Annotated in this window: 12 protein-coding genes; 5 read left to right on the forward strand and 7 right to left on the reverse strand. The window is 37.6% G+C overall.

Annotation, left to right across the window (positions count from 1 at the left end; genetic code table 11):
* The first annotated feature begins 21 nt into the window (after window positions 1–21).
* The 5 genes from IW16_RS06940 (at window position 22) to IW16_RS06960 (ending at window position 4,416) form a co-directional block, all read left to right on the forward strand.
* The gene (locus IW16_RS06940) at window positions 22–366 is read left to right on the forward strand and encodes a helix-turn-helix domain-containing protein (RefSeq protein WP_034741419.1); all 345 of its coding nucleotides are present in this window, start codon (window positions 22–24) and stop codon (window positions 364–366) included.
* Between the two features lie 28 nt (window positions 367–394).
* Complete coding sequence (locus tag IW16_RS06945) at window positions 395–838, forward strand: HNH endonuclease (protein WP_034741422.1); 444 nt, start codon at window positions 395–397, stop codon at window positions 836–838.
* An 80-nt stretch (window positions 839–918) separates the two neighbouring features.
* On the forward strand, window positions 919–1,455 hold the full coding sequence (locus IW16_RS06950) for a hypothetical protein (protein ID WP_034741425.1): 537 nt from the start codon (window positions 919–921) through the stop codon (window positions 1,453–1,455).
* Window positions 1,456–1,766: 311 nt separating this feature from the next.
* A complete protein-coding gene (locus IW16_RS06955; protein ID WP_034741428.1) occupies window positions 1,767–3,179 on the forward strand; it encodes a caspase family protein in 1,413 nt (470 codons plus the stop codon).
* 97 nt (window positions 3,180–3,276) lie between these two features.
* Window positions 3,277–4,416 carry a hypothetical protein gene (locus IW16_RS06960; RefSeq protein WP_034741430.1) on the forward strand — a complete coding sequence of 380 codons (1,140 nt, stop codon included), beginning with the start codon at window positions 3,277–3,279 and terminating at the stop codon, window positions 4,414–4,416.
* A 426-nt stretch (window positions 4,417–4,842) separates the two neighbouring features.
* Here the strand turns inward: IW16_RS06960 and IW16_RS06965 are convergent, their stop codons facing one another.
* The 7 genes from IW16_RS06965 to IW16_RS06995 are packed head-to-tail and all read right to left on the reverse strand — an operon-like array spanning window position 4,843 to window position 13,550.
* The gene (locus IW16_RS06965) at window positions 4,843–6,267 is read right to left on the reverse strand and encodes a bifunctional metallophosphatase/5'-nucleotidase (RefSeq protein ID WP_034741432.1); all 1,425 of its coding nucleotides are present in this window, start codon (window positions 6,265–6,267) and stop codon (window positions 4,843–4,845) included.
* Between the two features lie 11 nt (window positions 6,268–6,278).
* Window positions 6,279–6,728: a DsrE family protein gene (locus IW16_RS06970; protein WP_034741435.1), complete on the reverse strand. Its 450-nt coding sequence runs from the start codon at window positions 6,726–6,728 to the stop codon at window positions 6,279–6,281.
* Entirely contained in the window at window positions 6,728–7,333 is a 606-nt protein-coding gene (locus IW16_RS06975; RefSeq protein WP_034741437.1) for a TlpA family protein disulfide reductase, read from the reverse strand. Before IW16_RS06975 ends, IW16_RS06970 begins: the two co-directional genes overlap by 1 nt.
* Window positions 7,334–7,351: 18 nt before the next feature.
* Entirely contained in the window at window positions 7,352–7,894 is a 543-nt protein-coding gene (locus IW16_RS06980; RefSeq protein ID WP_034741440.1) for a TlpA family protein disulfide reductase, read from the reverse strand.
* On the reverse strand, window positions 7,894–9,000 hold the full coding sequence (locus IW16_RS06985; RefSeq protein ID WP_042279168.1) for an efflux RND transporter periplasmic adaptor subunit: 1,107 nt from the start codon (window positions 8,998–9,000) through the stop codon (window positions 7,894–7,896). The genes IW16_RS06980 and IW16_RS06985 overlap by 1 nt, the downstream gene beginning before the upstream one ends.
* Window positions 9,001–9,014: 14 nt before the next feature.
* Window positions 9,015–12,173, reverse strand: coding sequence for an efflux RND transporter permease subunit (locus IW16_RS06990; protein ID WP_034741443.1), 3,159 nt, complete (start codon window positions 12,171–12,173; stop codon window positions 9,015–9,017).
* 9 nt (window positions 12,174–12,182) lie between these two features.
* Window positions 12,183–13,550: a TolC family protein gene (locus IW16_RS06995; RefSeq protein WP_034741446.1), complete on the reverse strand. Its 1,368-nt coding sequence runs from the start codon at window positions 13,548–13,550 to the stop codon at window positions 12,183–12,185.
* Window positions 13,551–13,580: the final 30 nt, after the last annotated feature.

Raw genomic sequence — 13,580 nt, forward strand, 5'->3', positions numbered from 1 at the left:
GGTTATTTTTTTTAAAAATATATGGAACAAATTACTTATTTAGAAACAACACAATTCGATTTGGATTTTATTAATCACGTAAGAAACATTCGCAAAGCAAAAAAACTAAGCAAAGATCAGCTTAGCCTAAAAATGGGTTTGGCCAAAAGTTTTGTTAGTAATGTGGAGTCATTAACACAGCGACATAAATATTCTACTCGTCATATAACATTACTTTGTAAAGCCTTTGATTTTAAAAATATTTCAGATTTAATGAATTTTCCTACTCCTAAGAATGATAAAATTAAAGTTACAATTAGACAGAAGATGAATGATACAAATACAAAAGTGGTTAGTAGTGAGGTAGTAAAAATCGAAGTTATTTAAAGTTAATGAAAAATAATACGGATAACTAATGAACATATATACATACTCTGGAAATATTGAGCATCTAAAAGCTTTTGATAAGGATTATCAATTAAAAAGTATGTATACTCCTCCAATAAATAATCAAAGGCGTCCTCTAAAAAAAATATCAGAAAGAATCTGTCGCTTCTGTGGTAAAAAGTCCGATGCAACAACCTTTAAAAGCAAGCCTCACATTATTTCAAGATTATTTGGAAATAATTCTGGGGTGTCAGATTACGAATGTGATAAGTGTAACAATCATTTCTCAGGTTTCGAAAGTGATATGGCAAATTTTTTAGGTTTGAATAGAAGTGTTAATGCCTTAGGAGCACAAACTCCTCCAACATTTAAATCATACGATGGTAATATTGTAGCTAAAAAAAATAGTTTTAATGGTTTTCATGGCATTGATATAGAATCAAATAAACAAGGGGTAATTAAAAAAAATTAGATGGAGGTATTATAGAATTTAACGTTATACATAATCCTTATATACCGATTAACATTTTTAAATGTTTACTGAAAATTGCCTTGACTGTAATTCCTGATGTTGAAGTAGACAACTATAAATTCTGTTTTGATTTTCTGATGAGAAATAACAATGAGGCTTATTTTGTACAGCATGCCAAACAGATTCATAGGGGGGCATCTGGTTTTAATGTAAAATTTCCCTATGTATTAATTTTCAAAAAAAGAAATTTAGAAAGTAAATTGCCTTCTCACTGGATTAAACTTTATTACCAAGATTCGTACATTCAGTTTTACATACCTTGCCATAAAGAAGATGAAGTTTTACTTCAGGGTGAAGAATTAATTTATTCACTTTGCCCACCATTAATTTTCGCTGAAACACAGCCACAAGGAATTGCAAAGTATTATGAAAAGTTAGATCTATCTTCAAATGTTATGACTAAGGGAAAGACTTCAAAACTCAATTTAACTTTTGATGAAAATCTTTCAAGGGAAGGGAGTAACAACAATCAGGAAACACACAATTCTGATAATTTTAATTCAGATGAAATTATAAAAGTTTTTCTTACCAAAAATTCAGGTTTATTAGAAGAATAAGACCGGCTCATATTATTACTGTGTGTTACCTTGCATATTAGTAAAACACAATTCTTTTATTTTGCCAAATTTAAATATTCTGGTTGCGTTATTGTCGCGACAAACTTTTTTCATATTGAGAGGAAACCGTAATTTTCTAACAATATCTTTTGTATATTGAGGTCTAAAGTGATGGAGAATATCAATATCGAAAAACACAAGTTGATTGTTTAAAGGTTATCCTTTTAGGTAATCAGAATAGCTTGCAAAATTCTAATTTTCTACATTTTATCAACGAATATTTTAAAAACATCCAAAATCGACTTAGATATATGAAAACATTAGCAATTATAATTGGCAATAACAACTACTTTAAAGGAAATGAATTAACTAACGGAGAAAATGATGCAAATCAAATTGCTGGAATCTTTAAAGATTACAATTATGAGGTAAAATTATATCTAAATATCGATCAAAAAAACATAGTTGAAATTTTACAAGAATATAGCGACTTACTAAAAGATTTTGATGCATCTATTTTTTATTTTGCAGGTCACGGATTCGAAGTAGATGGAGAGAATTTTTTGGCGAGTATCGATTCGCAAATTCCTCCTGAAAATAAATATGTGGCAAAACAAAATTGTATTACTTTAAATGATTTATTTGACATATACAGGCAAAATCCTACTAAATTAAACATAGTGATATTAGATGCTTGCAGAAGATCATTTGGTCGCGGGACTGCACTTGGATTTAGTCCAATTATAGCTCCTAAAGGATCACTAATAGCATTTTCAACATCTCCAAATGAAGGTGCTTTAGATGTCGGATATGAGAATAATAGTATTTATACGGGCTCACTAATAAAGCACCTCTCGTCCGAAAGGATAGCTGTCGAAGATCTATTTAAATCTGTAAGAAAGACAGTTTTTGCATTGTCAGGAGGAAGACAAACAACTTGGGAACACACCTCATTAATTGGTGATTTTTACTTTTACAAACATCAAAAGCTAAATATTTTAAGCCTACCTTATAATCCGAATGTTTTGAAAGATGAAAATTATTATGAAGATTCAGAATTTTACAAAAAAATTAAAGAACTAAAGACCTACAATTGGTACAAACAAAATCCTGCAATTGATTATTTAATAACAATACCAGTAAGTCAATTAGATAAGGACCAAATGTTCATTTTAGGAAGAAATTTATTACAATGCGCTATTGGTGGGGCAAATTCCGCTATGACATTTTTTGAAAATCTTAATAGGTCACTACTAGATTTTCAAATAAACTCCGAGAATCATATTCTAAATGGAATTCTATTTGAAATGTATTACGACAGCAAAGGTGAATTCAGATTTAATAATTTTAAAGGAAATTATAGAGAAGAAATTTTTAAATTAAGAGATAATCCAGCATTCAATCAATCATTCGATTTCATAAATGGTATTTTAATTCAACAGGATTACTCTGTATTATTTTTACCAAATTCGCAGACAATAAATATTGAAATTAAATGCAGCCAAAAAACAACAAACGATGGTTTTGGAGATAGAATAGTCCAGGTGATCGAATCAATAATCTTTAACGGAAATGATATTAAAAAAGAAATATCGAAGTATTATATTGATGGGTATAATGAAAATGGATTAAAGACAGTCCTAGCCAAATATCTTAATGCGCCAGTTGAATCGATAAGAATTAATTCGAATTTTGAACTTAGATACATTAGATTTATTATATAAAAAACACATTAAAATAGTTTAAAATTATTTTATCTAAATCATTGAAGATGCTTAAAGCCGGAAAATGAAAACCCAACTACCTGCATAAAAATAGAATATGAATATTGAAAAATACAAAGAAAATGCCCTGAAAATATTATTTCCAATAAAGCAAGTCGATGATAATACAAAAGCAAACGAAAAACTATTATTTTTTGCTGAAAGAAGTGATGCAGGAAGGGAGATACAGGATTACTACTTAGTTTATTTTCTATTTGTAAATTTATTAGGTTTCAAAGACACAGGAAGATCTGAAAAGCTGGCTTGGTCTATTCCAATTGATTTTAATGGTAAAGCATTTCTGATTGAACACAGGAAAATGGGAGTTGGGGTTTTTATTCAAAATAAGGAAGATGAAGAAGATGCGAAAATAATTACTAAGAAAATTAACGGTGCGATAAAATCTTCAAGACCATATTTTCACCACTTGGCAGCAGAGGCTATCAAGAGTTCCGAAATAAATATTGTAAATAATAATGGATATTTATTTGAACGATTTAACTATTTTCTAAATCTATATAAATCAGAAAATAAGAAACTAGAAAAATTATCTAAAGAAAGGATTTCTATTGATGGCACTTTTGTTCTAGGTTCCAAAAATTACTACAAGATACGGCAAAGCACAAAATGGTTAGCAATTTCAACTATTGAATCATTTTTTAGCTGGACAGAACATCTATTTATTCATCTTGCTATCCTTACACAAAAAATAAAAACAGGGGAAGAAGTCACAAAATTAATCGATGCCGAATGGAAAACTAAATTCAATACTGTCATATCTGACGATATGTTAAAGGAATATTATATTGAATTACTGATGATAAGGAATCAGGTAAGGAACTTTGTTGCTCACGGTGCATTTGGAAAAGACGGCAATGCATTCCACTTTCATTCCGGAGCCGGTGCTGTACCAGTAATGATGAACTTTAATAAGACTAAAAATAGGTTTTCTTTTCAAGGCACACTGGAATTTAAAGATAATGAAGTTATATGTTTGATAGAATCTTTTATCTCTGATATGAATAGCAGCAATTTAAAACCTGCACTCACATATACCCAAGGGCAAGGTTTGATCACAATATTACCTTATGCAAGCAATGGGATGTATGAATCTGCAATGCACGATAATGATATTATGGAAAAATTTTGTGATCATTTGCAGGGAATATTTGATAACTCAGCAAATATGGATTGGTAATCTAAATCTATAAATAAACTTACAAGCCAATGACAAAAATTGAAAGGGTAGAGCAATACTTACACGAATTTTTTACATATAATATTTTTGAGTTCAATGATTTTTATAGGAAGTTTATTACTAGAGACTCGTTGTAGTTTATCTCTTAAAAAAATATTGTGGAAAATTTCAATTTGAACGATTAATATCTCACAGATTTCCTACGATATAAAACCTACTTTATTTTTACAAATATTTTTAGATTATATTAATAATAAAACAGACTGAACTTGAATGATGCCGCAGACGGATCAGTCATCACTCTAACAGGATTTACTAATCTGGAAAACTTTATCAACAGCCTGATCTTATAGCAACATTCAATCATCGTAATTGCCCAGCACATAAAATAAAAGGCAGAGGATCTTCGGATCTTCTGCCTTTATTTCAGACCAAAAGAAAAGAATCTTCAGATCTTTCAATGTGAAAATTATTCTCAAGATAATATGTCATTGCTGTTATGGCATTAGATCCTGTCTCTGTGCGGTTTTTCCCATATTTCTTTGGAACATCCTGCTCGGTGAGGAAAGCAACTTTGTAAACCTTGTCTTTTTGTAAATGTCTTCCCTGAAAATAGATTTCCTGAATTCTGTAACCCGGCGGATTTTCAATGCGCATCAAAATTCTCAATCCGTTGCAACGCTTAACATAACCTCCCATTTGTTTCATCGGCTCTGCGGAAAAGGTCCGCTCCAGATTTTCTTCTAACATTTCAAAGATCTCTTTTCCAGTAAGCTCTGTGGTGGAAATAGGCGGATTCATCGGCACGATTTTGTATAAGTCCCAGAGGGTAATATTTCCGACATTTATAGGTGCACCATAGCGCCATCCGTTGGAAAAGGAGATCTCAACGTCCGTCGCAAAATTGACGGCAGACAGAAGAAAGTCATCCATAGTAGAAGACAGCGTGGAATAGCGGTGCAAAATATGTTCTGTCGTCCCCAATACTGTACTTTTCATTTCAGCAAAAGACTGTAGACTTTTTTCCACCAGATCTTTAACTTCTACATCTTCATCAATACTGTCGTCAGTTTCAATGATCTTGTAATCAAAATGTGTAATCATTCCATTTTCGACATCAAGCTTTAGATTTCCTACAAATGATCCGTGGCAGCCACATTGGATGATAATGCAGTTTCCTGCTTTTTCTGCTTCGTACATCCTGTTATGGGTGTGTGCACTGAGACAAATATCGATTCCTTCCACTTTTTTGAGCAGTTCGATATCTTGCGGATAACCATTGTGCGACAAAAGAATAATAATGTCCACAGCATCCTCTCTTAATTCTCTGACGCATTGATTCGTCTCTTCAATTCCATCGGTCACCGTTATGCCTTCACTGAACTTCTCCGGCATTGTCTTATCGATAATATTGGAACAGATCCCGATTATACCAATTTTGAGTCCTCCAATTTCAGATATTTTGTAAGGTAGTAGAAATCGTTTTCCCTGCTCATCAAAAACATTGCAGCCCAAGACGGGATAATTGAGCTGGCTTTCCAGTTTTAACAGATGTCTTGGTGTATAGGCAAAGTCCCAGTGTCCTACCATTGCATCAAATCCAAGTTGGTTAAGTATGGGAATCAAGACCTCTCCTTTCGACTGTACCACCGGAACTGTTCCGTGAAACGTATCCCCTCCGTCAAAGAGCAATGCGTTCGGATTTTCTGCCCTGATCTTTTTGAAGATGGTCTGAATTCTGGCATAACCTCCTGCACTTTTAACATATTCTTTCTGATAGTCATAAAACAGCTCTGGATGGGGTTCCATATAGCCGTGCACATCGTTGATGAATCCTATTGATAATTTCATAATTTCCAATTTTAGGGTTTAACTATTGCCCATCCTTCATCCTGTCTCAAAATCATTTCCCCGTTTCCGCTGGGGGTGTAATTTACAAACTCAAATAATTCGGACTTTTCGATCTTTTTTTCACGAAGGGTATTTTCGCACTGTACCATCACTACCCCCTTATCTTGCAGACCTGTAAGAAGTTCCCCGTAGGGGTTTTTCTTTCTGAACATTTCCACTCCGCCCCCGAAGGCCAGCAGTTCGACCTTCAGTTTGCCTTTCAGCCTGGGATCTTCCATCGCGTTATTGATATTTCTGATAATGACTCTGATTTTCTGGTCATCACCTTCATTGATCACATACAAAGCCTTGTACTCCTTATTAATAGATTTTGCAGGTTCGTAAACTGTTGCCTTTTGCGCAAAACCCATAAACCCTGTCAGGAAAACTGAGAAGGTCAATATCTTAATTAAGTTTTTCATTATTTTTCATTTAAAAGTTGATTGATTTCTTGATAGAATGATTCTTTGCTGTAGTCTGCCATTCCCGCATGATGCATCCTAATTTTTCCTGATCTGTCCAAAACGACGGTCGTAGGAAGTGAACCATTAAAAAAAGCAGTTGGAATCGAACCTTCTGCAACTAAAAACGGAACAGTGAATTGTTCTTTTTCAAGATACATCTTACCCAAGGCGGTCTGCTCATCCAGATTGACTGTAAGAAAAACAAGATCTTTATTGGATTTAAATCGGTCGTAGAATGTCTGAATCGAAGGGAATTCCGCACGGCAAGGCGGGCACCAGGACGCCCAGAAGTTAATAAATACCACTTTTCCCTTGAGGTCAGAAGTATTGATGATCTCACCTTTATCATTTCTGACACTGAAGTTTTCAGTACTGGACAAAGGAGTCGACTCAACGGCCGGCTCTGTTTCCTTTTCTTCAATCTTTGAGTTCATAAGACCGGTAGAGATGATCTGGCGCATCAGCCAGGCTTTTGCATCGGGACTCACAAGCAACACGATGAATATTGACACCAAAAGTGCCGTACTCCAGTTCTTCCGAAGCCATATTTTAAATTTTTCCATTGTTCTTATTTTAATAAATTATTGTCCGGTTAACTTTTTCAGCGCTTCATAAATCTCAGGTCGGTCAAAATCTTGCCCTCCCTGCATCTGTGCTTCGAGTTCTCCTTTTTTATTAAAGATCAAAGTCGTCGGAATTGCTCCCTGAAAGTACTGCGAAGGAATAGTGTCTGCTGCTACATACACCGGAAGATCGTAGTTTTTATCCTTCATAAATTTCTTAGACTTTGTCAGGTTGGCTTCCACATTGAGAAGGACAAAAACGATATTGTCATTTCCCTTGAATTTGTCTTTCAGGTCTCTGATGCTCGGCATTTCTTCGACACAAGGCCTGCACCATGTGGCCCAGAAATTTACAAAGACCACCTTCCCTTTCAGTTCACTCAAAGCAATTTTCTTTCCGTTCTCATCGATTAAGATGATATCCTCATTATCATTTACATTATTTTGTGGGATGGGCCCATCCTGATTCTCAACTCTTGATTGCATCGCACTCAAAGAAAAAGAAAACAGGGTCATCATAAGAATGAAAATAGGTGTTTTAAATTTTAAGGTCGTTATCATTATTTATTTTTTTTTGGGGTTGATATCTTTCCTTCCTCAATTTCTTCGGAAGGTTTTACTAGAACTTTGTCATGGCCGAATAGTGCACCAAAGACCTCGGTCATTTTTTCGTAGGTGATTCCTTCTTTCACAGCAACTCTGCTTACCGTATTATCATTGAAGGTCATCACAAAGGTTCCGGATTGAGTCTGCAGAATACTTTTCGTGGGTACAAAAAATGTAGGTGCACTTCTTTTCAGATTGAGCTGGACCTGTGCATATTCCCCCCCTTTTAAGACAGTGCCCGGATTTGGAACGTCAAACTCAAGGGTCATCGAACGGTTTTCCTGACTGATAACACCGGAATTCCTTGAAAGATGCGCTTCAAAATTTTTTCCCGGGATAGAGTTGACCGTAAATTGCGCCACTATCCCCTCATTGACACTTGATGCATGTTTTTCAGGAAGAGATACCGTCAGTCTCAGCTTATTTTTCTGAGCAATACTGAAAAGAGCCATTCCTGAATTGGGACCAACCAAGGCTCCTACCGACAGATTCCTATCCATTATCACACCACTGAAAGGTGCCGTGATCCTAAGGTACTGATTCATCTGTGAAGACCTACCGGTGCCCGCTTTTGATGCCTCGTATGTTGCTTTGGAACTCTGCATAATGCTTTTAGCCCTATCCAGTTCTATGTCGGCAACAGCTCCTTTTGTACTGGCCGCGTCCTGCAATCGCTCAAAAGCCTGTTTAGCATAAAGATAGTCGGTGTATGTTTTCTGCTGTGAAGATTTATCGGATAGGTAATCCTGATTCATTTCTGGTGCTTCCAGAACTGCAAGAAGCTGACCTTTGGTCACAACTGAACCTCTGTCAACATAAATTTTCTTGATAAATCCGGCAACCTTCGCAAAGATCTGCACCGATTCATAAGGTTTCAGTTCGCCTGGAACGGAAATCTGATAAGTGGGATTTATCAGCTTGATTTCTGTGGTCACGAAAGACCGAGCAGGCTGAACTGTTTTTTTTGTTTCATTTTTACTTTCCTTTTCGCCCGAGCAGGAAGCCATTCCCAAAAGAACGACCGGAATGAAGATGTATTTTATTTTATTGATGATTTTCATTATTTTTTAATTATTTAAGATTGTACGAAAAATTTACTTTCCTCATCTTCCGGATCCAAGGAAGGATTTGAATGTCCTGCATTGGACATTACTGCTGCAAAAAAATGCGGAACCAAAAGCAGAATGGTAAGAGTGGATGCGATGATACCACCGATAACAGCTCTACCAAGTGGAGCAACCTGCTCAGAACCTTCCCCGATACCGATTGCCATAGGAATCATCCCGGCAAGCATCGCCAAAGCGGTCATCAGTACAGGGCGGAGTCTGGACGCCGCTGCCATTCTCGCAGAATGAAGCGCACTGATATGGTAATGTTTACGGTAGTACTCTGCCTGATTGATAAGTAATACGGCATTTGAAACCGAAACACCGATGGACATAATCATCCCCATATATGACTGGAGGTTGAGCGTACTGCCGGTAATGAAAATCAAAACAAGACTTCCCACGATCACGGAAGGAATCACGGAAAGAACAACAAAAGGTACTTTAAATGACTGATAATAAGCAGAAAGCATTAGGAATATCGCTAGTACTGCCGCCAAAAGTCCCATTGCAAGACTGTCGAGTGTATCATCCAGTAGCTGCAGTGTGCCTTCTGTCCAGACAGAAACACTTTTTGGAGGTTTTCCGGTCTCACTGATGGCATTTTTTACCGCTTTGGAAGCAGAGCCCAGGTCTTTTCCGTACACATTTCCGATAATTGTTACATATCTCATAGGTCCCTTTCGGTTGACCTGTGCAGGTGCGGTCGTTTTTTTAACTGTAGCGATATCTTCAAGAACGGGTCTCGGGCTGTCTTTTTTCAGTGGAAGTGATTTCAGGATCTCTTCAGAGTTCATTATACTTTCTGGAATCTGGACCTGTGTCTGAAAGACAAGTCCTGATTTTGGGTCGACCCAGAGGTTCTTGTCGGTGTAGCGGGTTGAAGAGGTAGCGGTCACAAGACTGCGTGTCACATCCTGCATCGTCAGTCCGAACTGCGCAGCGAGATTTCGGTCTACGTTGATCTGTAACGTCGGATATTGAAGTGGCTCTGCAATGCGGACGTCTCGCAGGAAATCGTTGCTTTTCAGCTTTTCCTCTATTTTTTTTGCGTGAGATGCCGCCAGTTTCAGATTCGGAGATCCTACCTTGATTTCTATCGGGGTCATCGATCCCTGTCCAATAATTTTTTCGGTAAGTTCCATCGGTTCAAAATTGATTTGTGCTTCAGGATGCTTTTCAGCAATCTTCTTGCGGATCTTTTCTTTCAGATCTTCCATAGACCCTGAAAAGATCTCCTTATTTACAGAAACCTGCAAAACAGACTGGTGTGTTCCGTTGGTGAAAAGAAATATGGGATTGATCGGCGTTGCTGCCGGATGTAAACCGACATAGGCCGAACTGATGCTGACCGCATTTTCCGGCAAAATACCTTCAATATCTTTGAGAATATCCTTCACCAGCTTTTCAGTTTTCTCCAGACGGCTTCCCTGTGGCGCATCAATTCTCATCTGAAAATCACCGCTGTTGGAAAGAGGCATAATATCGGTTCCCAATGAGCGCATCATTAAAAATATTAAAAGGCCCGAGAAAATGATATAGGCCGAAAACAATACCAAAGTCCTTCCCGACCATTTTCTCATTTTGTGACTGTAGCCCGTTCTGAATCGATAGAAAAAACTCCTGTTTTTAACATAATGCTTCTCAATATGCTTATTCTTCATCATCCAGTTAGCCAGGATCGGAACGAAGGTCTGGGATGCCAGAAAGGAAGCTATCATTGCGAATGCAACTGCAAAAGAAAGCGGAAGAAACATATCTTTTGGAATGCCCGTCATAATGAAGGCAGGCGTAAGAACGGCCAGAATACATAATAATATCAGCACCTTCGGAATGGAAATTTCAAGTACTGCATCAAGAATGGCTTTGGGTTTGGTTTTCCTCATTTCCATATGCTGGTGGATATTCTCGATCGTGACCGTAGCTTCATCTACCAAAATTCCGATGGATAGGGCTAACCCACTCAAGGTCATTATATTAATAGTATATCCTGCAAAATAGAGCACACAGACGGCTGTTAATATTGCTATGGGAATTGTAAAGACCACGATCAGTGCACCTCGAAGGTCACCAAGGAAAAGAATAATGACCAGTCCTGTAAAAAGTGCACCCAAAAGTCCTTCATGAATTAGATTTGAAAGGGAACGTTCAATATATTTTGACTGGTCAAATTCATAACTCACCTTCACATCATCCGGAAGCTGATCTCTCAGTTTTGGCATTGCTTTTTTTAGATTTTCAACTGCTGTCAGTGTTGAAGCATCTGATTTTTTGATCACCGGGAGATACACAGAGCGTTTCCCATTGACCAATGCATATCCAGATGTCTGGTCAGCTCCATCCTGAACATTGGCTACATCACCCACGTAAAGAGTTCTACCGTCTTGGGTCTTTATCGGGATTTTAAGAAACTCCGCAGGATCTTTGGCTATGGAATTGATCGGTGCCATATAATTCGTTTCGCCCATTCTGATATTTCCTGCTGGCGAAGGATGGCTGCTTTTTGTGATCGCCAAAGTAATTTCTTCCGGACTTAGTCCGTTACTCTGCATTGCAGCCGGGTCAATATTTACAACGATCGAACGGATGTTACCCCCAAAAGGTGCCGGAGCCGTAATACCGGGAATCTCAACAAACATCGGCCGGATTTTGGTTAGGACCATTGTCTGAAGCTCTGTTACAGAGTGATTGTCACTTTCAAAGACAAGTTGACCGACCGGGAGTGAATTACCGTCAAACCGCACAACCATAGGCGGTACTGCACCGGGTGGTAAAAATCCCATTGCCCGTGAAACCTGCGTGGAAACCTCACCTGCAGCCTGCGCCATATCGGTGCCTGGATAAAAGGTCAGTTTCATTAAGGTCAGTCCCTGAACACTTTTGAAATCAATATTCTTGACACCATTCACAAAGAGTAAAACTTTTTGAAATTCATTGGACATAAAACCATCCATATATTGAGGTGAAAGCCCTCCGTAAGGCATCGCAATATACATTGACGGCAACTCTACCTCCGGGAAAATATCTACTTTTATTTTTTTTATAGCTGTAAGCGAAAGCACAATGACCGACAGGAAAACGACCATGACGGCAATGGGCTTTCTGAGCGCAAAACGTATTAAATTCATTCTAAAATTTTAAAGTTGGGTAAATAAATAATCAAAATCGCCGGTGAGTTCAGCCTTTGCTATGACCTGCTCCCAGAATTCTTTTGCGGCATCGATCTGACTTTTTTCTGCATTTTCAAGAATCTGACGGATCTGTAACAGTTCAGTGAGGGTAATAAGACCACTCTTGTATCTTGCTACATACATTTCGTAGGCATCTGATGCGCCTTTCACAGAAGCACTTTCTTTCTTAAGTTGTTTTTGCTGTTCTACAATCCTGCTTTCAAGGGCTTTAATCTCAGTCTGCATTGATAGCTGATACTGGTTTTCGAGATAACCCAGACGTTCCGCTTCTTTTGACAGCATATTGGCTTTTTGCCTGTTCGTATGAAGACTGCTGATATTCCACGTCAATCCAAGTCCAACAAGAGCATTGTTGGCAGAATTGGAGAAACCATCGGTAAATTTCCCTGAGACATTGCCATATGGATCGGATCCTGAACCTCTGTAAGCATAACCTCCCAAGATCTTAAGCGACGGAAGTGATGATCTTCTCTCTGTTTCCGCTTTGGTCTGATAGTATTCGGACTCCTGATGGATGGACTTTAAAAAAGGATGTGATGGATTAACCTTCTCACTGTTAAAAGAATTTATTTCAGGGTCAAGAAAATGACTGACCTGGTAATCCTCTACTTTAAAATTATCAATGTAAAATTCCTTAAGTTTTTCTGTGGCTGCCTGCTGCTTTCCAAACCAATTATCTTGCATTGCCAATGCCTGAACGTACGATGAATAGGTAAGTACAGAATCTGCTTCCGGTTTGAGACCGGCACGCGAAAGGGCTTTGCTTGAACTGTGGATTTCTTCGAGCCTCGTCGAGTTTCTCTCTGCCCATCTGAGCTTGGCGCCATTAAAGACATAGTCAAGATAACGTTGTGATAGCAATTTTTTGAGCCTCAGCAAATAGGATTCTTTATCTGTCCTGAGCTTTTGTGTGAACTCATTTGCTGATCTTTCCTCGGATCTCTGACGCCCGAAGTTGTAGATCTCGTACTCCGCAATGGCTGAGCCGAAATTGTTTGAGGATAAAGAGGAGCCCGAATTCCTGTTTCCGGAAACATTAAAAAAACCGGACTGTGGGAAAAAACCACCACTGCTTCCCTCTAATGTTCCGTAGGTATTTTGATATTGAAGCTTTACCTGTGGTAATGCCTTGGATTTTACTGTCTCTTCGTTATATTCTGAAGATTCTATTGCAGACTCGGCTGCACGGATCCCTGAATAGTTTTTTTGTGTTTCTGTCCATATTTTACCCAAAAGTGATTCTTGCTGGGCATAAAGGACAGACTGCTGAGTAATCAGCCCAAAAATAAGGACTGAAAGACTTTTTCTTATCATTGTATGAAAGATTAACAGTTACCGAAATGA

Source organism: Chryseobacterium vrystaatense (assembly GCF_000737765.1).
Classification (GTDB): Bacteria; Bacteroidota; Bacteroidia; order Flavobacteriales; family Weeksellaceae; genus Chryseobacterium; species Chryseobacterium vrystaatense.

What these genes read in the sequence shown, in the direction of transcription:
- IW16_RS06940 (WP_034741419.1), top strand. Translation starts at nt 22, where the DNA reads ATGGAACAAATTACTTATTTAGAAACAACACAATTCGATTTGGATTTT.
- IW16_RS06945 (WP_034741422.1), top strand. Translation starts at nt 395, where the DNA reads ATGAACATATATACATACTCTGGAAATATTGAGCATCTAAAAGCTTTT.
- IW16_RS06955 (WP_034741428.1), top strand. Translation starts at nt 1,767, where the DNA reads ATGAAAACATTAGCAATTATAATTGGCAATAACAACTACTTTAAAGGA.
- IW16_RS06960 (WP_034741430.1), top strand. Translation starts at nt 3,277, where the DNA reads ATGAATATTGAAAAATACAAAGAAAATGCCCTGAAAATATTATTTCCA.
- IW16_RS06965 (WP_034741432.1), bottom strand. Translation starts at nt 6,267, where the DNA reads ATGAAATTATCAATAGGATTCATCAACGATGTGCACGGCTATATGGAA.
- IW16_RS06970 (WP_034741435.1), bottom strand. Translation starts at nt 6,728, where the DNA reads ATGAAAAACTTAATTAAGATATTGACCTTCTCAGTTTTCCTGACAGGG.
- IW16_RS06975 (WP_034741437.1), bottom strand. Translation starts at nt 7,333, where the DNA reads ATGGAAAAATTTAAAATATGGCTTCGGAAGAACTGGAGTACGGCACTT.
- IW16_RS06980 (WP_034741440.1), bottom strand. Translation starts at nt 7,894, where the DNA reads ATGATAACGACCTTAAAATTTAAAACACCTATTTTCATTCTTATGATG.
- IW16_RS06985 (WP_042279168.1), bottom strand. Translation starts at nt 9,000, where the DNA reads ATGAAAATCATCAATAAAATAAAATACATCTTCATTCCGGTCGTTCTT.
- IW16_RS06990 (WP_034741443.1), bottom strand. Translation starts at nt 12,173, where the DNA reads ATGAATTTAATACGTTTTGCGCTCAGAAAGCCCATTGCCGTCATGGTC.
- IW16_RS06995 (WP_034741446.1), bottom strand. Translation starts at nt 13,550, where the DNA reads ATGATAAGAAAAAGTCTTTCAGTCCTTATTTTTGGGCTGATTACTCAG.